We start from the raw sequence: 24,454 nt of genomic DNA, 5'->3' as shown, positions 1-24,454 counted from the left end.
GTCTTGGTGAGGTTGGGTTACCACCTGCCCATAGTTTTAACTATGGTGCACGAAACAACCAATTATTTTTTCTATTCATTAAATATCTTTCAAACGTTCTGGAACAACGTGTCTTGAGAATACCTCATCTTGTGTTTCAGGTCTTTTCACCCATTCTACAGTATCCCCTTTTACCATCACCATACCAGGGCGAGGTAGTGCATTGAAGTTACAAGTGTAAGGCTCAATGTAAGATCCTGTATTTAAGAAGGCCAAAGTATCCCCTTTCGCTAATTGAGGCATTTTGTATTGTTCGGCCAAACAGTCATAGTTACAAGTAATTCCCACAACGTCTACTGGAGTATCATATTTCTGATCTGCTTTATTACAAGCTACCAAATCAAATGGAGGAACAACATTCAAACCGCCAATACTCAAGAACGTCTCTGAAGTATCTGTTTCAGCCCATTGGTAATCCATTCCGTTGGCTGTTTCGTGCTTCATGTTGTGTACTTTAAATAAGTGGATACCACTCTCATTGTACATTGCACGACCCGGCTCAATTTCAAGGATAATTCCATCAGAAGAAAGACCGATTGCTTTCATTCCATTTCTGAACGTTTCAGTAATTACTTTCGCAAAATCTTCTAAATGTGGAGTTTCATAATCTGTTACTGCCACACGAGATTCTTTATCCATTTCAGCAGGGAAACCACCACCAACAGATACAATAGAAGGTGACCAATTATTACCCACACCGTCATGAATTTCTTTGATCATATCTACAATAGACTGTACTAATGACTGCCAGAAAATAGGTTTCTTAGAGTGACGGCCAGCGTGTGTGTGAACACCAACTAATTTTACATTAGGGCAATCTGCAAACTGTGGTAACATCTCTCTTACTTCTGAAGTAGGGATACCATATTTTACAGTTTGAGTCATCTCACGAATCAAACGTGCTGGGAAGAAATCTGATGGCTCATCAAGGTCTTTCATATAAGGCTTGATACGCAACATCACGTGTGCTTCTTTTCCTAGTTCTTTTGCGATTCTTTCACAAGTACTTAACTCGTCTTTGTTATCCAAAACGATATGAATTCCTAAATCAATGGCTTTGCGGATAATATCGTCCGACTTGATAGATCCATTTACCGCAATATCCTCGTAAGGAACTCCACCTCTGATTGCTGTTTCCAATTCTCCAGCACCAAAAGTATCACAACCACAACCTGCTTGTGTCAATACTCTTCTTACTGCTACCGTAGGGTTGGCTTTTACTGCCGCCATTACACGGATGCGTCCTTCAGGATAGTATTGCTGAAAAGTATTTTGAAATGCTAAATAGTTTTGAACTAAAATATTTTCTGATACTACAAACAAAGGAGTACCAAATTTCTCTGCAATTTCAACAGTATTTACGCCTTCGATGTGAAGATCACCATCTTTAACGCTTAACAAAGGATTCATTTTGATATCACTCATGATCTTTATTTTTTATAGTTTTTAATATCATATTAAAGAAATACAACCAGAGCTAAGCGGGCTGTATGATTATCGTCTTTGAAGATTCCTCTATAGAATCCACTCACTTGTAGTTTGTCCGACAATGCATACTGAGCGATAAACTCTTGGATGTATCTGTCATTTCTTTCCATGCCCAGGTTACTTGCTGTATAAATTGGAGTGACTTGTAAGAACATTTTTTCACTCAAAATAATCGGTGCAATCACCTGAAAAGAGATACCATGTTGAGGATCTTGGAATAGTCCTGGTCTTTCAATCACTGGACTTGAAGTATACTGATAAGAGAGAATCGGAAAAGCTTGAATCCAATCTGCAATCATCAATCCTACAGTCACACCTGGCTGTACCAACCAAGCACCCGTTCCTAATCCATGGTCATAATTTCCTGTTGGAGCAAAAATATCTACCGACGGTCCGAATGCTCCCAGGAACTTATCGTAGTTTTTATAAGGCAAGTAAAAGTATCTTGCTCTAAAGTCTCCAATACCTGTTTTGTCTGTACCTGTATTGTATAATAATGGAAGCTCTGCTAAAATTAAATGAGCTTCACTTGGTGCAAACATAAACTCCGCTCTATACCCATAAGTATCAGGACCATTTTTCGAATAGTTATATTCTAAATGATTGTACAACTGTGTATAAAAGTTGGTTGGTTTAGAAGCGTCAATTTCTTCTTGTGCGAAAATGAAATTTGTTGAGAGTAGAAATAATAAACAGATGAATAGATGTTTCATAATAAAAATTTAAAATCCAGCCTTGATGCTGATTCTTGTTAATATATAATTGGCGATAGGCACGAGTACTACCATACCCACTAACCAAGCTGTGAAGGATACGTACGATAGTCCTACACATACTAAGGCTACTACAGGGTCTGCGAGAATTTCATTAGATAAGACCTTGATTCTCTCATCTGACAATTCATCTTTCAACATCCCATTATTCTTAGCATGGTGTAATTTCCAAAAGGAAAAAATCCCTAATAGTCCCCAAACCGCACTGAAAATGGCTCTAGAGTGAGGTTGATCCGAGGTGAATTCAATGTTCATCTCAAAATAAGGGTACAGGCATAAAAGGAAGAAGAATCCAAATGTGATCAATACCTGATTAAAGTCGATATTTTTCATGGAGTGGTGAACTTCTACAAACTTAAACCAGTGGATGACAAGAATGACAAACCCTGCCACATAAGGAAGAAATGGTTTATCCCATATCAATTGAGAATCGATGACTTTATCTCCTTCTACAATTTCCGTTTCCACATCAAACACAACCAAACCTAATATTGGTGTAGTCATACTGATGGCAAACAGTAACATTCCTAAATGTTTTACATAGTCCAGGAAGTAAGAATAATCTCTTAGTTTTTGTGAATTTGCCCTCATACTAATATCTTTCTAACCACTCATCTACACAATGGTCAATCGAATTGAGCCATACTTGACGAGCTATTTCTTTTAACTTAGGAGAACAATCTGCCTCTTCCACAACCAATCTTGAGCCTAAGATTTGAAAGCCTTCCGGCAACCTTTCGTAGTTCGTTTGAGCACCTGCTTCTATACTGTGAGCATCTCTGTATACATAATAGGTTTTGCCTACTTGGCTGAAACAAATTCTCGCCAAACACATCGGGCAAGGTTCCTGAGAAGTAAATAAGGTATAGTCTCTCATTCTTGGTGTCTTATCGTCACAAAGTCTATCTTCCAATTCATTTAAGAGTACCATCTCCGCGTGTAAATCCAATCGGTGATAAGGTGAATTGGCTTTTGACATATTCTCCGCAATCACTTCGTCATGATGTAAAAGACAACCGCCTACAGCCACACTTCCTGCTCTCCCTGCTCTGATTCCTTGACGGATAGATATAATCGAAGGAGCATCGTGTTTGTATCCTTCTGGATTAGCCTCATAATCATTCAGTTGTTGCTCCAACTCATCATAATTGTAATCTGGAGTATCGAATTTCAGTATCGGCTTTTCATTTGTATTACACATAATCGTAGTATCTTAAGTTTACCAATCAATTCTTTCTCTATCGGTGAAAAAACCAGCAGTAGGTCCCTCTTTAGGAAGTGTGGCTAACCATACTGACGTATCTGCACCTTCTCTTAATGTTTTCGGTCGGCTTCCTTCTCCGTAATCCGGCAGGTCTTCGGTATTCATGGCACTGTCTACCCAACCTGGACAACAACTGTTGACTTTGATTCCATATGATTCTAGTTCCTTGGCATACAAAACAGTCATTGCATTTACTCCAACTTTTGAGCTTTGATAAGCGGCACAAATATCCTCCTTGAGTGGTGAATTCATATCTGATAACTGAGCAAGTTGAGCGACTTGTGTTGATAGATTTACAATTCTTCCTGCTTCACTTTTCTTGAGTAATGGAACTAATTTCTGAGTTAATAAAAATGGTCCGATGTAGTTTACTTCCATTACTTTTCTGAAAAGTTCTTCAGATAAATCCGAAGGGTGCTTTCCCATATCCACCAATAGTGCTGCATTGTTGATCAAGGCATCCAAGTGACCAAAACGATCAGAAATGAAATCCACCAAAGGTTGGAAAGTAGATGAATCTGCTAAGTTGAATTCGAAGGAATAAGCTTCTATGCCAATCGCTTTCAATTCTTCTGCTTTCTCAGGTACATTTGTTTGAATATCAGCAAGGATCACACTGTAATTTTGTTCTCCTAATAACTTTGCAGTTTCAAAACCAATGCCCTGTGCGGCTCCTGTGATTAAAGCAATTTTTTTCATTTTATTACTTTATTTGATGGAAGAAGAAAGAGGTATGAGAGAAGCTAGTCCATGTTATGACCTAAGAATCATAACACGAACCATTCCTCTTCACTCTTAATTCTTACCTCTTACCTCTTACCTGATTATAATCCTGGAGCCATACCTCCGTGAACAGGAAGTACAATACCAGTAACATAACTTGCTGCAGGAGATGCTAAGTAAACAATCGCTTCTGCAATTTCACTTGGCTCAGCAGGTCTGCCTAATGGAATACCCGCATTCTCTTTTGCTGCTGCTTCTTCTACAGAACAACCTTCCGCTTCAGCAATAGCTTTATAAGCTTCTTGCAACATGTCCGTATTGATTGCACCTGGAGCAACAACGTTGGCACGAATACCTTTTGCTGCTTGCTCAATGGCTAATACCTTTGTCGCTCCCACTAATGCGTGCTTAGTAGCTACATATGGATAAGGCATACCCATACCTGCTGCAATACCTGCAGTTGAAGCTACGTTTACAATAGCTCCACCACCTGATTTTTCCATCGCAGGGATCGCTCCTTTACATACTGCTAATGCACCTTTTACGTTTACAGCGTAGTTCGCATCCCAGTCTTTATCTGTATTTTCATCCAATAAAGCAGAACCAAATCCTACACCTGCATTGTTTACTACGATATCTAAAGTACCGTAAGCATCTAATACTTGTTGAATCGCAGCATCAACTTGAGCTGCATCAGATACGTCAACCAAAACACCCATTGCTTCACCACCATTTGCTTTGATAGCAGCAACGTTTGCTTCCATTCCTTCTTTTGAGCTATTACGACCCGTTAAAACGACTTTTGCTCCTAATTCCGCTAATTTCTCAGCAATTGCTCTACCTAGACCTTTTGTTTTTGTCGCTCCTGTTACTAATGCTACTTTGTTTTCAAGAAGATTCATATTCAATATTTTTATTCGTAGAAATTTTCAAGTTGGGATGCCGATTTACGACATCCCTTTATAAACAATGAAATAGCTTCCTACGGTTATTTTCTATAATTATTTATTTCTTTGAGCTTCCCACTCTTCTCTTAAGCTTTCTTCAGAAAGACCGTATCTTCCTGCTTGAGTTTTGAAGAATGGCTCCCAGTGAGAATCCAATACCTCAACGATTTCCTCGTCTTTGATGATTGACTCATATCCTCTAGCACCTGGCATACCTGGCTTTCTTTGACCTGGACGAGCTGGTGAATCTTCGATTGCTTGAGCAAAACGATCTGATTTCGCCAATACATCACCCAATGGACCAAATACTGAAGGATCGATACAGATAAAGTAAGAACCACCTACTGAAGTACCGTCTGCTTTTTTGTCCACAATATCACCTAGTGATGGAACCTCTGGAGTGATGATACCACCTGGGTTGATAATACCTGAAAGTAATTCGTTGAATAAGTTCAACATGTATACTCTAGGATTTGATAATTGTTGGAAAGCCGATTGGTTGTACACACGACCGTATCCTTCAATTGGCTGAGCGTAAGGAGCTAAATCATTTGATAATTCACCTGTTTCAGGGTCAATTACATAATCACCTTTCAGCTTAGTACCTTGAAGAACCGCTTGTGCAGTATCTGCATCGTACCACTCACAAAGTTTTGTGGACATCCATACTGGAGGCTTCTCACCTGCTGGACCAATACCATCAAATGGAGGTACTGAAATTGTGTTTGACATACCACCTAGAGGCGAACACATTGGTACTGAGTTGTTCGACGTTAATGCTACACAACCTGCTTTTGACGCCATCCAAGTGTAAGCTCCAAATGAACCTGCATCATTGTGGTTATGACCGAAAACGATAGCAATACCATGCTTTTTCGCTTTTTCGATGGCCATGTTGGCCATCTTAGTCAATGTCCAATAACCTGATGAACGCTTACCGTCAATTGATGCCCAAGTATCGCCTTCACCTACAACTTCCGGCTCTGCATTGATATCCAATAAACCTGATTGGTGCATAATATCAATTGCTTCATACACCCCTAAACCTTGGTTTAATTTTCCTTGGCGGATACCTAACATTAATGCGTCAGCTACTGCATCACCGTGCTCTTCTGATGCACCTGCAGCCATCCAAGTTCTTTTTAAAGCGTAACGTAAGAAGTCTGCATTCGTCGATTTTGTTTTTCCTTGTGCTCCCATCGTAGTGTTTTTTTAATTTTTAGAAACTAATTGTTGATGTGAAGCTGTCGTAAACCTGTTCGAAGTTTATCATCTTTTGAGTTGTTACGACAGCTTCTATATATATTTTGAGATTGCTTATTCTGAAGCTAAAGTGTTGTAAGCATCAATGCTCATGCCTGCAGTGAAACCACCGTCAACACCAATCACTTGACCGTTCACGAAGTCACAGTCTTTAGCCGCTAAGAAGTGAATCAATGATGCCACTTCTTCTGGTTCAGCGATTCTTCCTAGAGGCACTGCTTTGTGCTCCATTCTCAATTGAGGTTGTCCCTCAGGAGTGTTGGCCATTGGAGTATTTACAGAAGTAGGTGCAATTACGTTTGCTCTGATTCCTCTACTTCCCAACTCTACCGCTGCAGTTTTAGTGATTCCTACTACTGCCCATTTTGAAGCAACGTAAGGTGCTAAATAAGCTACACCTTGTACTGCTGCCGCTGAAGCTACATTGACAATTCTACCGCCATCGTTCATTTGAGGAACACCGAATTTGATACCGTGAACCACACCTTTCGTGTTGATAGCGAAGTTTTTATCGAAGTTTTCAATGTCCGTCTCCATCATGGTATCATAACCGAAGTTGGCTCCAGCATTGTTCACTAAGATGTCAATCTTACCATAAACTTCTACTGTTTTGTTGACCATTGCTTCCACAGATTCAGCACTTGACACGTCACATTGAACGAATGTCGCACCAATTTTCTCAGCGATTTCAGATCCGTCTTTACGACCTGAAATCACCACTTTTGCACCTGCTGCAATAAAACGTTCTGCTGTTTTTAAACCGATACCTGAAGTACCACCAGTCACGATAGCAACTTGGTTTTCTAGTGAAAAGAAATTTGCCATAATTATAATTTTGATGATCAATCTGAGTCTAGTCAAAAGGTTACATTCCTATTTTTATAGGCAGTAAAGTGCCATTCTGATTATTTATAAATAATCCAGTATTCAAATTTAAAATGTAATACTTTATTAAATAAACTCAGATTGAGGAGTTGTATTAATGATTAAAGGGTTACGTTACCAAACGCTTGAGGCCAGTTCGTTGGATGATTTTTGCCTCCATTTCTACGTTTTACATCTGCCGCTAACCAGCAAAGGATCTTCCAGCTTAAGCCTGCAGCGATATAACCGAATGTTTTAGCAGGGTCATTTTGAGGAGCGTACTCCACTACATCTGCACCGACTAAGTTTACTTTACCTGACATACGAACTAATTTCAATACATCATGTACCCAGTTTGCATCTAAACCGAATGGTTCTACTGCAGATGAAGCTGAATTGTATACTGGATCTAAAGAATCCAAGTCCAATGAGATATAAGTAGGGCCATCTCCAACAACTTCAATGATCTTATCAGCCATTTCTCTTGGTGACATGATTCTTGCTTCATCAGCAAAAACAACATTAGTACCGAAGTTTTTCGCGTGACCACCTACTAAACCTGTCATTCTACCACGGATACCAATTTGGATCATTCTCTCAGGGTCTACATTACCTTTCGCAAAGTTTTGTGTAAACATGTTACCTGAGTGGTAAGGATAAGGGAAATCTGCTTCAGTCACTAAGTCATAGTGAGCATCAAAGTGAATTACAGAAAGTGGTCCGTAAGTTTCACCTAACGTCAATAAAGGGGCTACTGAAACAGTGTGATCACCACCCCACATAAATGGAACGATATGGTTATCACAAACGATTTTTCTGTAATGCTCGATTGCGTGCTCCATTTCACCAGATAAATCAAACTGACCATACGTATCAATTGTACCGTAGTCAATGATGTTCGCAAAATCGAAAGGAATATCGAACTCTCCATTGATCCATGGCTCAGTAGTACCCATAAAGTTTTTTGAAAGCTCTCTTAATGCCTTTGGACCATATTTGTGGGAAGCATTCATTGGAGCAGACTTTTCAAAAGGCATACCAATTACAGCAATGTCTGCATCCTCTAAGTCTCTAGAGAATGGAGCCATAAAAGCACCCAAATAATCTTTGTTGATATTACTCAAGAACTCAATTCCTTGGCCGTCTCCCATCGTTTTTACTCTTTCTAAATGAGCTTTTACATCCGGGTGAACTCCATCTCTACTCGTAGAGTTTTTCCAAAGGTCTTGGTACTTTTCTAATCTTTCTTGAGGAATTGGTGGATACTTTTTGATTTCCTTTTTCATAGTAATCTTAAATTTATCTTAGTAATAACTTTATTTTAAAGTAGTGTAGGTTTTGTAGTCAAACCAATATTTATTCAATCGTTCGAATTATAATCGAGTAGTTAAAAAACAGATGCCTTTTCGGTGCCTGCAAACTACTTAACGGTACTAGGGAGCATAAAGTTTCAGGGTAAGGTACAAGAATTTTGTGAACAACATCGAATTGATAGGTTTTGGGGTATTAAAATAAGTTTTTATGAGAAATGTAATTGTCTCTATTGGGTTTTACAATACTAAAAACTAATTATCATGATCTCAAAAAAAAGCTCATTTCTTCAAACTAAAATTCATAAACAACTGAAAAACAAATGTTTAAAATTATTTACATTCAAAAAAAAGTATTTAATTTTCGTGATATTTCACTAAAAGAAATAAGACTAACTGTATTTTATTCTACTTGACTTCTGATTTTAATGTCTTTTGTAATAGAGAGTTTTTTCATTTTAGATCTTAATGTCGCTTCATTTATTCCTAAAATTTCAGAAGCACTGTTTTTACCACTGATCTTCCAATTTGATAAATTTAAAATCTCAATGATGTACTTCCTTTCATGATCATAAAGATTCAAATAAGTACTTTCATGCTTTGTTTTCTTATTCATATATTCTTCAAACCCCTTAAGACAAAGTGTTTTTCCTGTTGATGCCAAAACTGCTTTTTGGAGTATATACCTCAATTCCTTGATGTTTTCTGGCCAATCATAAGATTGTAATTTTTTAATACATGCCATAGAAATGGAAAGGGGTTCTATATTATTACTTCTACAAAATTGATCCACAAAGAAATTGGTGAGGTAAGGAATATCAGCCAAACGGTTTTTTAACTGTGGTAGGTGAATTGTATAAATACTCAAATATTGATATAGCTCCATATTGAACTCCTTCTTTCTAACTAAATGCAATAAATCAGTTGTTGTGGTGATAATAAATCTAATGTCATATTGGAGGCGTGCACTTTCTTTTTCCTTTAGGAAGTCTAGTAAATGCTTTTGGTCTTCGACTGACATATTCTCAATGTTAGACAAAGTCAGTGTTCCATGGTTGGCCACATCTAATATACTTTTGTTGGAATATTCAGCCCCTGACTTACTTTCATAATAGCGAGATTGGAAAATAGATTTAATTGAAGAATGACAATTATAAACGATGCTGGGTTTACCCGATCTATTACTTTTCTCAATAATCATATCCGCTACATAATTCTTCCCTGTTCCTTTAGCTCCCTCAATCAGAACTGTGCTTTTATAATTTGCGATGCGTGACACTTCCTGTTCAATACTCGAAGCAAAACTTCCGACAAATAATTCATTCGGTTTGTTCTTTTGAGACTCTACTTTTAGAATCGTGTTCTCTTGCTCTAATTCCTCTGTCAATTGATGCAATTCTATTAAAGTCTCCTGTAGTTTCTTTTGTTCTCGCCTTCTATCTGTGATATCATAACCTAATAAATAGGTTTGCAGATTTCCATTGATATCTAATGTTATTGTGGAGCACTTTAAATATTTAAAAGGGCGACACTTACTTTTATAAACTATTAAATCCCCTCCATCTCCTTCTGGGTGTTCCTCAAGAATCGATTGAATGTTATTACCTAACAACTGACTCCCAAATACATCCTCTGAAAAATTATTTTGAAAATTGATCTCCTTGTGCACATTAAAGCCTATAACGTATAATTTTACTTCTTTGATTAATCGATTAAAATTTTGGGAAATGTGATACAACTCTTCTTTATTTTTTGTCCCTATATAAAGGTCTGAAATGAGGTCAATGTTAAAAAGTAATATTGAAAAGATAATCGCATATTCTGATGTATAAACTGAAACCTCTATGATGCCAACATCAATCAAAACATCATAAATATTACTGACCAAAAATAGAAACAATACTGCAATATGAATTTGAAACTTTAAATCGCTCTTATTGAAATTAGAAATAGAAATCATCCAAATAAAATAAATCACACTACTTCCATAAAATACGAGAACGGATAAATCATAGATTTCAGAGGAGGATCCCTTCAATATGTAATACTTCTGATGCCCTAGCAAAAAGAATTCAATGATTTGAAATTGGCCATCAAACATAAAACTGGTATTCTCAATAAACAACACAAAAATGATGACTAAAGTGATGATCGTAATGCCATAAAATGGTAATTTCCCTCTTCGTTTATTGTAAAGATAAAGGACTAAAAAAATAGACTCCATCAGCATTAAATAGGTAAAAACAACCAATGCGAGAAGTTGTCTATATCTTTCTACCTCACTTTCCATATGCATAAAAGTAGTAGATAACACAAACAAACTTGAAAGTATACACATACCACTATACGTGAGTTGAATTTTCTTTTGCTTCGTTAAAAGGTAGTTCAGGATGTATAAAATTGATAGTGCGATAAAAACACCTGCAAGAATCAGGTTCAAAGTAGAGAGTATTCCCATTTTAAAATTTCGAGATATAGTTAATTGCTTTATTAAAAATAAGAATTTATTGGAATAAAATGTATTTGTCCCTCACATATCATGCACATTGTTAAGGTAATAGTCACTTAACAATAGTGAATAATATAACATGAAACACAACTATCTTATTAATCATTCGTTCGAATTAATAATTTAAAACCATCGTTGACTTAATTCTTTATACCATGTTATGTAAGATCAAACTAAAAAATACGGACGAAAACGCATTAATTTCTATTCAAACGTTTGAGTTTATAGAAAGTAATGAATATTATAAAAAAATTGGATTTCTTGAAAACCTTAGAAAGCATGTCAGTGGTTATGTTTTCTTTCAGAAAAATTATCCTACAAAAAATGGACAGTATCAAAATGTAACGATCTACCTGCACAAACTCGTTGCTGAAACTTTTGTTGAAAAACCAGATGCTGCAAAAAGACTTTTTGTAAGGAATAAAAATGGAGATACGCTGGATTGTAGGGAAGAAAATCTGGAATGGGTGACGATGGCTGATTTAAGAAGACATCAGAAACATAGAAATAAAACAGGCTATAGAGGTGTAGTGCAGGTGAGTAAAAACTCTTTTCGGGCTGTATTGTATTCAGGTGGAAAACGACATGATTTAGGTGTTTATAAAACAGCAAAAGAGGCTGCTAATGCTTATAATAAATATTCTGAAAAGCACTTTGGTGAAACTAAAGGTTTGAATAGAGTGCATGCGGCCTCAAATAAGAATAAGTGATGATGTAAGTGATATATAACAAAGGCCTAGAGTGAAGATCACTTTAGGCCTTGTGTTGTATGTCTTTGGTGTGTTCTTATTGGAAAATCGTAGTCCAATCGTTAATATTTAACGTACCAAACCCTTTCTCTTTACACTCAGAAATGTATTGTTCAGGTTTTGCGTATTCTCCAGATTCTTTATGATCATGAATCACTAAATATGACTTTTTAGTAGCATACTCCATCATTTCATAATCTCCAGCAGAGTTACCAAAAGCAAACATCGGTTGGTACCCTGCCTCTTTTAAATTGAGCACTTTACCTTCGTGTTCATTGACTCTTACGGCCATATTTGTACCTATAACGTCATCGAACATTGGTAGACTTGTCTTTGCGGCAACTTGTGCAAAGTATTCTTCAGATGCTGTGCATAAAATAACTTTAAAGTCGTTCGCCTTTAAATACTCTACTAATTCCAGCATTGGTTGATATACTCTCGCTTGGTGATCAGAAAAGTACTCATCTACATATTGTTTGTAATTTTCATCTTTTGTTAAAGCAACTAATGCCTTCACCAAATCGTCTTTGGATTTGATTTCTGCATCTGAATATTTTTTAGTGAAAAGAGCAATCTCATAAGTAGGAGATTCTGAAATCATAGTCCCATCCATGTCAAATGTGGCTACTCTTCCTTTTTTCGGAGCTTTTTTAATCATTTTGATCAATTCACTACGCATTGGCTCATTCCAACTTTTTAAATCTTGTGCATTTATCATATTTGACACAAGTAAGGAAAATAATGCTACTAGGGAAAATTTTAATTTATTCATCATATCTCAATAACTAGGTAATAGATTTACAACTAACATAACGTTTGATATCAAACTAAGTTTCATTCCATCAATAAAATTTACCAAATACAACGCAAAACCGACTTATACTCCATGAATTGTTTATAGGATCTCTATAGAAATTCACATTCACTCTAATACAATAAATCACTTCAAAAAAAGAACATATCAGCCCATTTCATGAACATATAAGTACATTCCAACCTACTTACTATACCGTTTATCTAAGTGTATTATTTGTACATACGTGATTTAAATTCATTCATTTTTAGATACGGAGATGAAAAAAGTATTATTATCTATCCTAGCGTTTATTACTATCCTTCCTGCGATGGCTGGTGATAAACCAACTAAGAAGTCGCCAAAGAAACCTAACATTGTCATTCTTTGGGGAGACGACATCGGACAATTCAACTTGTCTTTCTGGAACAGAGGACAAATGGGGTATATGACTCCTAACATCGACAGAATCGCTGAAGAAGGTATTGCATTTACAGACTACTATGGCGAGCAATCATGTACGGCTGGTAGATCTGCATTTATGACAGGTCAAAGCCCGATCCGTTCTGGTTTATCTAAAGTAGGTATGCCTGGTGCTCCTGCTGGATTCAAAAACGAGCATCCGTCAATTGCTTGGTTATTGAAAAGAGAAGGTTATGCTACTGCCCAATTTGGTAAAAACCACTTTGGTGACAGAGACGAGCAGTTGCCTACAAACCACGGTTTCGATGAGTTCTTTGGTAACTTATACCACTTAAACGCTGAAGAGGAGCCAGAGCACGAGGACTACCCTAAAGAGGAGTGGTTCAAAGAAAAATTTGCTCCAAGAGGTGTAATCCACTCTTATGCTGATGGCAGAGTATCTGATACGGGTCCATTGACTAAGAAAAGAATGGAAACTGTAGACCGTGAAATCACTGATAGAACTCTAGAGTGGTTAGACGAGAAAGCAGAAGACGATAAGCCTTTCTTCTTATGGTACAACACAGTAGGTATGCACTACCCTACTTACCCTGCGGAAGATATCAAAGGTATTTCTGGAATGGAAGGTGATACTTTCTATGCTGACGCAATGGTAGATCACGATAGAAATATCGGTAAGGTATTAGCAAAATTAGAAGAGCATGGCTTGATGGAAAACACGATCATCATGTACTCTACGGACAACGGCCCTCACTACAACGAATGGCCTGACGGTGCTGTAACTCCATACAGGTCGGAGAAAAACACCAACTGGGAAGGTGGTTATAGAATCCCTTGTCACGTAATGTGGAAAGGTACTATTCCTGAAGGTAAAGTGTTGAACGGTATTGTTTCTCACCAAGACTGGTTACCAACTTTATTATCAGCGGCAGGTGTTGAAAACATCAAAGAAGAGATTGAATCAGGTATTTCTTACATGGGAAGAGACGTTCAAACTACAATCGATGGTTACAACATGCTTCCTTACTTCAAAGGAGAAGTAGAAGAATCACCAAGAGAAACTTTCATCTATACTTCTGATGATGGTGATATCACTGCAATCAGAATGGGTGATTGGAAAGTAGTTTACATGGAGCAAAGAGCAAAAACTTTAGCGTTATGGTTAGAACCATTCGTGGAGTTAAGAGCTCCAAAAGTATTCAATATCAGAAGAGATCCATACGAGCGTGCAGATACAGATTCTAACTCGTACTGGCACTGGTTATCGAAGAGACCATTCTTCTTATACAAAGGTGGTTACACTGCAGGACAGTTTATCCAATCATTATATAAATATCCACAAATCCAATCTATTGACAGCTTTACGATCGATAAAGTAATGGATCAGTACAATAAGTGGAACGAGGATAGATTAAAATCTCAGAAATAGCTTAGAACATGTTTGGAGCCCGAACTTAAAAAAGGGTTCCAAACTTAAGCATCGGTAATTGTAGAATAAAAGACTACTTAGCTAAGAACTGAAACCAGTTTAAATCTACTTGGGAACTTAATGATATTTGAGTTCATAAACATTATACTAACTTTTGAACCTCTAGTTTTATAACTAGAGGTTTCTTTTTAACTTGAAAATATGAAAGTATTAAATTTTAAAGAAGGTTCAATGAAGGGGTTGATTGACCAACTACAAGAATTAGTTGGCGGCAATTACCACAAACAACTTTATAATGTAAATAGTAAATACTTAAAATGTAAAATCAGGTATTTTCAGCTTCATCCAGGACTTGAAGTTTCGACCAACTCCTACACCTTTGAAGAAGATACAAAGATTGTTTTCAAGGGAGACAAAGAATCTCAGCGTTATATATGTTTTCGATTTTCCTATACTGGCGATCTCGTAAAAAGTAAAATATCTGAACAACCCGAACTTTCTCCTTCCGGAGGGATGATTGCTTATGATACTACTGTAAGTACTGAAATATCAATCAAAAAAGGGGTTCATTATCAATGGGTAGCTGTACGTATCAAAAGAGAGATTCTTGACAATGAAGAACATCTATTTAAAGAGTTTTTGGGCGATTTCTTTTCAAATGATAAAGGACAGGAGTGGCTGATCTACGATAATATTCCTTTAGAAACTCATGTACTATTAAAAGATACTTTTGCTATAGATGAAACAAAACCTAACCTTGTTATCAATCCTTTATTAGTGGCTAAAGCAAGTGAGATGCTGAGTATTTTCTATGATAGAATACTGAGCAGAAATCATAAGATTACCTCTAAGAATTTGCATTCAGAAGATTTTGAACAATTGATGAAGGTGAAAGATTACATCCTCTCTTCATTAGATTATGTTCCAACCCTTGAAGAACTTGCAGAATTGTATGGCTACTCTGTTTCAAAATTAAGAAGAGATTTCCAACAAGTTTTTGGAACTTCAATGATCAAATTTCATCTTAATTATAGATTAGAAAAAGCAAAAATACTTTTAGCGACAGAGGCTAATAATATCCAAAATATCTCAAGGATGTGTGGGTTTAAATCAAGCTCAAAATTCTCTTTCTATTTCAAGAAAAAATATGGTATTACACCAAAAGAAATAGCCAAAAGGTATCAAGGTAATCTTCTCTAATCGATTAGTGTCAATAGTTCTTTCATGCTTTTAAACACTTTGATGCCTTTGGATGTGTATTTCTCCTCTTCTTGATGTCCTACATACACCATCACATCAAAGCCTCCATTCTGAGCCGCTACAACACCCGACATACTATCTTCAACCACTAAACACTCTGAGGGGTCCATTCCTAAATGTTGAGCTGCTGTCACAAAAACTTTTGGATCAGGCTTCCACGCTTGAAGATCGTAAGCACTAAACATATTACCTTCAAAATAAGGAAACAAACCTGTAGTTTTTAAATTCAACTCCATTTTACGCATAGGACCATTTGAAGCTACCGCAAAAGGGATTTTCAATTGTGAAACTACCTCTTTTATTCCCTCGATAGGTTGGATATCTTTCTTAAATGCCTCAAATGTTTTTTGGCGAAACTGCTTCTCAAAGTCGTCATTCAACGTAATGCCATATTCCTCCTGAACGTATTCCACAATCTGATCAAAAGCTTTACCCGTAAGGGTTTTAATGGCATAATCATAACTCATCTCTACTCCATAAGAACTAAACAGCTCTAAAAATACATTCATAGTGATGGACTCTGAGTCCACTAATACGCCATCACAATCAAAGATTATCGCTTTCATCTCATTATTTTTTTGTAATAAATTGCTTGCTATGCAAAGGTAATCATTTCATGTCTTGAAAAATTATTTTGACATGAAAGCCTTAAAAAACCGTAATAAGAATTTAATAAGGATCCTATTAGAATATTTTAATCCTTGAATTGATAATTCTGACTATTAACCCTGTGGTTATAATTTAAACCTACCTCCTATTAAAAGTTGCCTTTGATTCAATTGCACTTCAGATGTTGTTGAAGCGATTGATGAATTATTGACTGTGACATAAGTATTGTTATTCAATAAATTTTGAGCTTTCAAATAGATATTGAACTTATTCTTCTTTAAAGTATAATTGATTTCAAAGTCTAAAAAATGATTATTTACGTCTTCTCGAACTAGTGAATAATAAGTATAAGAAGGAGCAAAATCAACTTTTGGATGAATAGCATATTTAAGGTAAAGGAGAATATTAAGTTGCTCAAAAGAGTTAGTCGTATTGTAAAAATGATTAATGTTATTAGATATCAGGTAGTCAACATTCGTTTTTACAGTGATCTTATTGAAGTTCATTCCAAGTTTTAAGTAGCTTTTGATGCTCTCAAAAGTAAATTTTTGTTGTTCCTTATTAATGCTGGAAATATTGTTTCTATTAGAATAGTCAACACCCATTTTGATGATGGTTTTGATCGGTAAAATGTAATAATCAAAACTATTATTAAAAGTAAAGCCATTGAAATCATCTCTAATAAATTGACTCTCATTAATGATGAAATTTTCCGATAAAAACGAATTATTGTAATAAACTCCATCTTGTTGGTCAATTGTAGCAAAGCTATTTATATTAATACCTTTGATGATTTGATCGAATCTATAGCTAAAGATCAATCGGTTTGTTTTTATAGGCTCAAAAATAGGATTAAGTCTTCTATTTGAATTGTAATTATCCCAATACACTAAATCATAGGATTGCATTAAATCTAACTTATTCTCAAGTTGAACACCAATTGAAAATCTATGATAGGCACCTAATTTTTTATTAAGGTATGCATTTAGGTTATAAAATTGATAGTCTTTCTTTTCATCATTTTGAATAGTTTGTAATGCTATTTCATTTTGAATATCATAACTAAAACTTTTCAATTCCTTAGAAAAGTTGACATGAAAAGAGGCATTATTGTAGAATAATGAATTCTCCATTTGATCTTCTCTAGTATTAGACAAAATATTCACATCCTCTGTTAATAATTGATCTTGTAAGGCAAAAGTAAAATTTACCCATTTTGTATTTCTAAGGTATTTTAGTTCGACACCTCCTCCTCTAGAAAGGACTTCTTCTTTTTGATTTATAAATTGAATTGAATCACCATATAAATCAGCACTATTATAATAGACCTCAATGTTTTTATTATCGAATTGAATATTTCCTTTGGTGTATAATGTTCCAAAGTTCAACTTATTTGTAATTTCAAACTGCCCTCTTATTCGATGAATCGTATTTTTATTATCAATCGAAAGAGGATTTTCATTATAAATCAATTGTGCATCACTGTAGAATTGCTCTTTCTCTATTAATAAGGTAGCATTGAAATTTTTCTTTTCATGAATATTGTTTTTGTAGTTTAGTTTTAAGTTAAATAGAGATGGTTCAGTAGAGATTTTTTCCAATTGATTATAACTTCGATTTTCATTGAGATAATTTGTGAAAATAGCATTGCCTTGGTTCAAAAACTCACCAGTACCAGAAACATTCATTTTCAAGAAATCAGTTGGTTTAATATTCGTAACAGCATTCAATGAAAAATGATAATTTCTGCCTATTCTATAACGATAAGGAGCTAAAGGAATAGGTGTAATATCTGTTAAACGACTAAATGTTGATGTATTTTGAAACTTTAAATTACTTAATGTATTTTCTTCATTATAGTTCTTTAAATAGCTTTTTGACTTCCCCAAAGAATTAGAAGAAGCGACAGCTAGATACTTAGATGATTTAGAGAAATTCATCAATGTAGTACCTACCTCATAATTATAATCACTACCAAAACCGGCATTAATATTCCCAAAAATAGCATTCCTCGCTTTTTCGGTTAGTGTTAGATTAATTGCAAAATTTTCAGAAAGGTCAAACTCTTTTAATAGTGCATTTTCATTAAAATTTTGAATGACTTCTATTTTCTCAATTGCCTTTGCTCCTATATTTTGTGTGCCTGTTTTATAGTGATCAAGAATGTCTACACCATCGATATAGACCTTTTTAATTTCTTTGTTTTTGATTTTAATAGTTCCCACATCATCTACACTCACTCCAGGTAAATTCGCCAATACTTCTTCTATCACTTCTTCATTACCATTAGAAAACTTTTTGGGGTCAAAAACAAGTGTATCATTTTGAGCTTTGATGACTACATCTTCCGTTATTACTACTTCATTAAGGTTTTTAACCTCACTAACCATTACAATGGAATAATTGCTTTTGTCTTTATCTAGAGAAATTATTTTTTGTTGATAACCTAAAGAACTAACATGTATAAAGTAGTCTGTCGAATCATTTGGCGTAAAATTAAATTGAAATTTCCCATTCTGATCCGAAACAACAAAACCGATCATAGGACTTGTTTTTAACGTATCTTTCTTCAATAAAATATTGGCATAAGGGAGTGGTTCATTTTGTTCATTAGTAATAATACCTAGGATGTTTTTTTCCTGAGCATAAGAAAAAAATGACAATAGAAGAACAGCCCCCAAAATAAAAAGCTTTTTTGGTAGAATGATCATAGAGTGTGAAGATTAGAAAGTTTATTGGCCTAGAAATTCATATTCTTTTTCCAATGGAGTATCCCCATCAAATTTTATAGTAATATTTACTCCAGCGGGAGCATTTGCATTTGCTCTTGCTTGAGCTGCATCTTGATATTTTTTCTTCAACACAAGAAATTGTTGTAATGAAGTTTCTTTACTGTCTATTGGCGGGATATTCAGTTGACAGTCTTTGCAAGGGTATTCAATGGAAGTCAATGAGAAGCGTACTTCTTTTGCTTTATCCTCAACTTCAATAATTAACCCAGGTAAACCTCTTAGTTTCCAAGGTCCAATATTCACTGGAACTTCAAAAGTGAACCAAGCTTCATAGCTCCTTCCTCTAAAATCACCAACTGCTTTTTGACAATTAAAACTTCCAATTTTCTTTGTTTCCGCTTGTATTTCCCATTGGATAGTTGAAATAGAGTCATAAACAATGAATGCTTTATCTTTTATCTCAATTTTGGAATAACTCTTATTTGAGCTGCTGTTAAAACATACGTAATCATCAATAGTCATAGGATTGATGGTGACTACTTTATCATTATTATCACGGTAGAAACTACTTTTTTCACCATAATGTGGATCTTGTTCTTTATAACGAATGAAGAGAGAAGTTTCTTGATTGAAATACAAATTATAATTTGTAGTATCCGTAGAAAGACCATTTATGATTTTCAGATATTTTGCATGACCAATAGGGCTTTGTGCAAATAGAAGATTGGACAGAGCTACTAAAAATGATAAGAATAATAATTTATTGATTTTCATAGTTTTGTTGGTATGATAGTTTTGCTTTTTGAATAATTTCTTTGGCATTTTCTTCTCCAAAGTAATCTGACATAAATTTCGGATTACAATATTGAACATAAGAATCATGAGAGTATGAGTCCTTTTTAAGTAAATTATAATACTTCATTACTCTCTCTTTTGAGGCACCAATAGATAAATAAGCATTGAATAAATTATAGAAGTCAGCCCCTTCGTATTGAGATTCATCACTTGGGTCTTCGTATTGGTTTTCAATAGATTCAAAAACAACCGTCAATAAGTCTTTACCTTTTTTATACCTTTCCTCAGAAATATGTTCTGCTTTTTCAGGAATGTAATTGTATTGTGCGAATGCAATTTGTGTAAAAAGGATAAGTAGAGATGAAAGTATGATTTTATTTAGCATAGATTTTATGTGAAGTCTGTTAATAATTGAGTGCGGTAAACATATGAATATATAGTGAAACTTTCAAAAATATTTTTCCATGAATAGATGGATCTTATCAGAAGATATATTTGATTTATTGTTACTGAAATTCCACCTTCAAATACGGTAGGTTTTGGCACAAAAAAAAGAGACTGTCCCAACAAATTGTGAAACAGTCTCCTTATTTTCTCTAAAAACTAGAGCTTATAATTTTTTTACTTCTGGTAATTCAGCATCACCTTCTTCCTTGATAATCTCAATAGCAAGGATTTTATCGTTTGCACGGATATCGTCTACAACTTCAACACCTTCAACTACTTTACCGAAACAAGTGTGATTACGGTCTAAGTGAGAAGTTTGTGCACGGCTATGGCAAATAAAGAATTGAGATCCACCAGTGTTTCTACCTGCGTGAGCCATTGATAAAACGCCACGATCGTGGTATTGGTTATCACCGTCTAACTCACATGCAATTCTATATCCAGGACCACCTGCACCTGTACCGTCAGGACAACCACCTTGAATTACAAAATTAGGAATTACTCTGTGGAAAGTTAATCCATCATAGTAGTTATGCAACGCTAAGTCTACAAAGTTTGCTACCGTATTTGGAGCATCTTCTTGGTAGAACTCTACTGTCATATCTCCTTTTTCAGTTTTAATGATTGCTTTCATCTCAATATTTTTTTGAATGATAAATTAATCGATTTGCAAATGTAATAATTTCATGCATTCAATAATAACATTATTCTCAAACATGATGATTACCTTCAATCTAAACTGTTTTTTGATGGTTAGGTCTTAATGGAGTAATATTTATAAGAGCAGAAATGACTACATCTTGACCATCAAGATCAGTATATACTGAGTTTCCTTTTTCTAAGACAAGAACTCTTCTTCCATCTCTCAGAGAAAGCGTATAGGTTTCATAATAAGATTTACCGTTTTTCACGGCCTCTTGAATATTACCCATTGCCAATTTATATTTCTCTTGATCAGTTTCTCTTACAAATGAAGTTAAATCAGAAACTCCTCCAAAGTAACTTTGCCAAACACCTGTTGTTTTCCTAATATCTGTAACGTTCTCTACTGATCTATATGCTATCGAAACTGGCACTTTATCAATACTTTGATCAGCACCAAAATCTTCAAACTCCAACTGAGAAGCAATACTACACATGGCGTATATCTTACCTGAAGAATTGACCATTGGGAATTTGACATATTTGTATTTTGTACCATCTTCTCTCTCCTCAACATACGAAACTTCCGTTTCTTGCTCTGCTATTCCTTGGTCTAATTCCCAAATCATACTACCTTCCTCTTCTCCAAAGATTTCAACATCCGTTTTTCCAATGATATCGTACCCCAGATTTAAGCGCTTAGAGAGTGTCTGATCTACCATGATGTACTTACCGTTGAGATCTTTCATGTAAACCTCTGCCTCGTAAGTATCAAAGATGGCTTTTAATTGTCTTCTAGATTCCTCAAGATCAGCTTCTCTTTTCTTTCTTTCAGTGATATCATGGAACATAATTGTAGCACCAATAATTGCCCCGTCTTCTCCTTGAATTGGATAGTAGCGAGAATCCATAGTTCTCTTACGAATACCAAACTGGAAAGTCATCTCATCTGAGAAAGAATGACCGTCTAATGCTTTTTTACAATTTTCTTTGTAACGATTTCTATTTTCAGGTCTAACAAGATCCAACATCACTGTCTCTCCTTCAATGATTTCGACTCCTCTGGCCTTCAACTCCTCTTTTATTGCATTGTTGGCCAATGTCACTACCATTTTCTGATCTATGGCAATTACAAAATCACTTGTGATATCCAAGAATGCTTTCAAGTTCGCTTCTCGGTTACTCAATTGTTCCTGTGAGATCTTTAAATCAATAGTACTTGAAATATCATTAATAGCACCAGCAAATCGTTGTGCTACACCATTTTCATCATGTTTTACAGCTCCAGAGACATAGAACCATTTGAATGTTCCTGACTTCAATCTTAGGCGTACTTCAATAGAGTTGGGAGCAATTCCTAAATGATCAGCAATTAATCCATTAAATAATTTAATGGCCTTATCTCTATCTTCAGGGTGAATATTAGTTACAAATGATTCGAAATCGTTTTGCAATTCCCCTTCTTCATATTCCAATAATTCTTCAAAGCGATGTGACCACCAGAAGTTAGTATTCTCATCTAAGACACCGTTTTTAAGTACAGCATCCCAAATACCTTCTGAAGTTCCTTTAAAAGCTAAGTCAAATCGTTCTAATGTTTTGGCAAGCTGTTCTGTTCTATCTTTTACCTGATTTTCAAGACTAGTTCGTAATCCTTCCAATTCATTTTGTCTTCTTTCCATCTCCTCTTGCGTCGCTTGAAGTTCTTCATAGTTTTGACGCATTTCTTCTTCCTGACTTCTCAGGTGATCTCTTTGCTGTTGTGAAGACAATAAAAGTTCTTTTGTTCGTTGGTTGTTTTTGGCTGTTCTAAGCGTTGAGGCAATACTTTCTGCTACTCTTTCTACAAACTCAATTTCAAAAGGTTCAATTTCTTTAAAACTAGCTATTTCCAAGGCTCCTTCTACCTCATCATTGATCTTTAAAGGCACAATTAGTACTGCACGAGGTGTAGCGTCCCCTAAACCTGAAGTGATTTCGGTATAACCTTCTGGAACATCATTAAGATATATTGTTTCTCCTAGTAGATATGCCTGTCCTAAAAGTCCCTCACCAAAACGTCCATCAATATGAATCTTCTTTTCAATAATTCTCTTTCTTTCGAAAGCATAAGTAGCTTCAAGATTTAAGAACTTCTTTTGATCTTCTGTTTCATCCAAGAAATATAACTCCCCTTGATTAGCATTGAGATAAGAAACCAACTCACTGATAATGGCATTTGACAACTTCTTTAAGTCTTGATTTGTTCTCAAAATTTCCCCAAAATGAGCCATACCTTTTGTAATCCAGTTTCTTTTTTCATCTTGGTACGCCACATCCTTCAGCTTATTCCTCATTTGTACCAAGGCATTACCTAAGATATCATAATCACTGGCCGGTTTGAATTTAGCTTCAAAATGGCCTTCACCAATACTTAACGCAAATCGACTGGCCCTTCCTAAGTTATCCCTCAGTTTGTTACTTGACAAGATAATATCGTTCATTTCATCACTTGTCTCATCGATATCTTGTCCGAGGTCACCCAATGATAATCGGTCTAATTGATCGACTGGTCGTTGTAAGGAAGTATTTAAGGTTCGTATTACAAGAAGTGAAGAACCAATGGCAAGAATAGAGAAGAAAAAAGTCACAAAGGCAATGGATGAATTGGCCGATTCAATATCTTCATTGATTCTCTTTACATCATCCAACATGGCTTTACGCTGTTGCTGTGATAAAGGACCTAAATATTCTCTGATTTCAGCTTTTAAAGGTGAGATTGTGGTCAATAGATAATCCACAATGTATTCGTCAACTTCAGATTTCTTTTTGAAACTTTCTAGTTTTAAACGTAATGTAAGAGAATCGTACGTTTCTACGTCTTCTTGAATGGCAGCAAAGTCAGTAATATGTTGTTCAAAATACAGCTCTAAATCATCTTGACCGTGTTTATATTCTTTCAAAAGGATACCAAGGGCATCAATTGATCTACGGTCTTGTGAAGTTAGCTGTTTTCCTAGTTCCTCCAGTTTTTCTAAAGCCGGAAGAATATCTGTATCCCATAAAGAGTTTCTTTCATCTTTATAAGAATCATCTTTGGTAATGAAATAACCTCGTTGAGCAGCAGAAACGCGGTCTAAGCCCGCATTAATTCTAGCAGTCATGACAGTGATAGGGTTTCTTGTTTGTATTACCCTATCACCGACATCACTCACCAAGTTGTTTTGATAAACAACAAGGACGGTAAATGTTATTAAGATAAATAAGTAGGAAGTAGTTAATAAAACATTTCTTCCTTGTATAGTTTTGAAACTAAAGTAACGCGAAAATTGACGTCCTAAATTATCTGTATCTATTCTTTTCTGCATCGAGAAGTTTATTTTTCTGCCAAGTCAGTGTAGAGATTAAAGCAAAAA

General features: G+C 35.4%; 20 protein-coding genes. 3 read left to right on the top strand and 17 right to left on the bottom strand.

Going from position 1 to position 24,454, the window contains the following annotated elements; genetic code table 11:
* Positions 1 to 78 precede the first annotated feature (78 nt).
* From PL77_RS16930 to PL77_RS16885, 10 genes are all read right to left on the bottom strand, one after another.
* On the bottom strand, positions 79 to 1,464 hold the full coding sequence (locus tag PL77_RS16930; protein ID WP_044207814.1) for an alanine racemase: 1,386 nt from the start codon (positions 1,462 to 1,464) through the stop codon (positions 79 to 81).
* Positions 1,465 to 1,496: 32 nt separating this feature from the next.
* A complete protein-coding gene (locus tag PL77_RS16925; protein ID WP_044207809.1) occupies positions 1,497 to 2,240 on the bottom strand; it encodes a hypothetical protein in 744 nt (247 codons plus the stop codon).
* Between the two features lie 9 nt (positions 2,241 to 2,249).
* Positions 2,250 to 2,891 (bottom strand): TMEM175 family protein, encoded by a 642-nt coding sequence (locus PL77_RS16920; RefSeq protein ID WP_044207799.1) that lies wholly within the window; start codon positions 2,889 to 2,891, stop codon positions 2,250 to 2,252.
* A gap of 1 nt (position 2,892) precedes the next feature.
* Positions 2,893 to 3,501 (bottom strand): hypothetical protein, encoded by a 609-nt coding sequence (locus tag PL77_RS16915; RefSeq protein WP_044207796.1) that lies wholly within the window; start codon positions 3,499 to 3,501, stop codon positions 2,893 to 2,895.
* Positions 3,502 to 3,519: 18 nt separating this feature from the next.
* Entirely contained in the window at positions 3,520 to 4,263 is a 744-nt protein-coding gene (locus PL77_RS16910; RefSeq protein WP_044207794.1) for an SDR family NAD(P)-dependent oxidoreductase, read from the bottom strand.
* Positions 4,264 to 4,388: 125 nt separating this feature from the next.
* Complete coding sequence (locus PL77_RS16905) at positions 4,389 to 5,189, bottom strand: SDR family NAD(P)-dependent oxidoreductase (protein ID WP_044207791.1); 801 nt, start codon at positions 5,187 to 5,189, stop codon at positions 4,389 to 4,391.
* Between the two features lie 99 nt (positions 5,190 to 5,288).
* Positions 5,289 to 6,434, bottom strand: coding sequence for an Ldh family oxidoreductase (locus tag PL77_RS16900; RefSeq protein ID WP_044207790.1), 1,146 nt, complete (start codon positions 6,432 to 6,434; stop codon positions 5,289 to 5,291).
* 117 nt (positions 6,435 to 6,551) lie between these two features.
* Entirely contained in the window at positions 6,552 to 7,322 is a 771-nt protein-coding gene (locus PL77_RS16895) for an SDR family NAD(P)-dependent oxidoreductase (RefSeq protein ID WP_044207779.1), read from the bottom strand.
* Positions 7,323 to 7,483: 161 nt separating this feature from the next.
* The gene (locus PL77_RS16890; RefSeq protein WP_044207777.1) at positions 7,484 to 8,647 is read right to left on the bottom strand and encodes an arginase family protein; all 1,164 of its coding nucleotides are present in this window, start codon (positions 8,645 to 8,647) and stop codon (positions 7,484 to 7,486) included.
* A gap of 427 nt (positions 8,648 to 9,074) precedes the next feature.
* Entirely contained in the window at positions 9,075 to 11,129 is a 2,055-nt protein-coding gene (locus PL77_RS16885; protein WP_044207773.1) for a sigma 54-interacting transcriptional regulator, read from the bottom strand.
* A gap of 206 nt (positions 11,130 to 11,335) precedes the next feature.
* Here PL77_RS16885 and PL77_RS16880 point away from each other — a divergent pair, with 206 nt between their 5' ends.
* Positions 11,336 to 11,890, top strand: coding sequence for a Pathogenesis-related transcriptional factor and ERF protein (locus PL77_RS16880; RefSeq protein ID WP_044207769.1), 555 nt, complete (start codon positions 11,336 to 11,338; stop codon positions 11,888 to 11,890).
* A 76-nt stretch (positions 11,891 to 11,966) separates the two neighbouring features.
* Here PL77_RS16880 and PL77_RS16875 read toward each other — a convergent pair whose 3' ends face one another.
* A complete protein-coding gene (locus tag PL77_RS16875) occupies positions 11,967 to 12,647 on the bottom strand; it encodes an HAD family phosphatase (RefSeq protein WP_172665881.1) in 681 nt (226 codons plus the stop codon).
* A 355-nt stretch (positions 12,648 to 13,002) separates the two neighbouring features.
* Here PL77_RS16875 and PL77_RS16870 point away from each other — a divergent pair, with 355 nt between their 5' ends.
* Positions 13,003 to 14,574 carry an arylsulfatase gene (locus PL77_RS16870; protein WP_044207763.1) on the top strand — a complete coding sequence of 524 codons (1,572 nt, stop codon included), beginning with the start codon at positions 13,003 to 13,005 and terminating at the stop codon, positions 14,572 to 14,574.
* A 201-nt stretch (positions 14,575 to 14,775) separates the two neighbouring features.
* Complete coding sequence (locus PL77_RS16865) at positions 14,776 to 15,774, top strand: AraC family transcriptional regulator (RefSeq protein WP_044207760.1); 999 nt, start codon at positions 14,776 to 14,778, stop codon at positions 15,772 to 15,774.
* Here PL77_RS16865 and PL77_RS16860 read toward each other — a convergent pair.
* From PL77_RS16860 to PL77_RS30720, 6 genes are all read right to left on the bottom strand, one after another.
* Positions 15,771 to 16,400 carry an HAD family phosphatase gene (locus tag PL77_RS16860; protein ID WP_044207753.1) on the bottom strand — a complete coding sequence of 210 codons (630 nt, stop codon included), beginning with the start codon at positions 16,398 to 16,400 and terminating at the stop codon, positions 15,771 to 15,773. The genes PL77_RS16865 and PL77_RS16860 overlap by 4 nt on opposite strands.
* 168 nt (positions 16,401 to 16,568) lie before the next feature.
* Positions 16,569 to 19,154: a carboxypeptidase-like regulatory domain-containing protein gene (locus PL77_RS16855; protein WP_044207750.1), complete on the bottom strand. Its 2,586-nt coding sequence runs from the start codon at positions 19,152 to 19,154 to the stop codon at positions 16,569 to 16,571.
* Between the two features lie 21 nt (positions 19,155 to 19,175).
* Complete coding sequence (locus tag PL77_RS30725; RefSeq protein WP_052444502.1) at positions 19,176 to 19,949, bottom strand: GLPGLI family protein; 774 nt, start codon at positions 19,947 to 19,949, stop codon at positions 19,176 to 19,178.
* Positions 19,936 to 20,355 (bottom strand): hypothetical protein, encoded by a 420-nt coding sequence (locus PL77_RS32025; RefSeq protein ID WP_044207747.1) that lies wholly within the window; start codon positions 20,353 to 20,355, stop codon positions 19,936 to 19,938. Before PL77_RS32025 ends, PL77_RS30725 begins: the two co-directional genes overlap by 14 nt.
* A 225-nt stretch (positions 20,356 to 20,580) precedes the next feature.
* On the bottom strand, positions 20,581 to 21,051 hold the full coding sequence (locus PL77_RS16840; RefSeq protein WP_044207744.1) for a peptidylprolyl isomerase: 471 nt from the start codon (positions 21,049 to 21,051) through the stop codon (positions 20,581 to 20,583).
* A gap of 100 nt (positions 21,052 to 21,151) precedes the next feature.
* Positions 21,152 to 24,406, bottom strand: coding sequence for a PAS domain-containing protein (locus tag PL77_RS30720; RefSeq protein ID WP_052444501.1), 3,255 nt, complete (start codon positions 24,404 to 24,406; stop codon positions 21,152 to 21,154).
* Positions 24,407 to 24,454 lie beyond the last annotated feature (48 nt).

The organism is Flammeovirga sp. OC4, from assembly GCF_000812565.1.
Classification (GTDB): domain Bacteria; phylum Bacteroidota; class Bacteroidia; order Cytophagales; family Flammeovirgaceae; genus Flammeovirga.
This window is presented reverse-complemented; position numbering and strand designations above follow the sequence as displayed.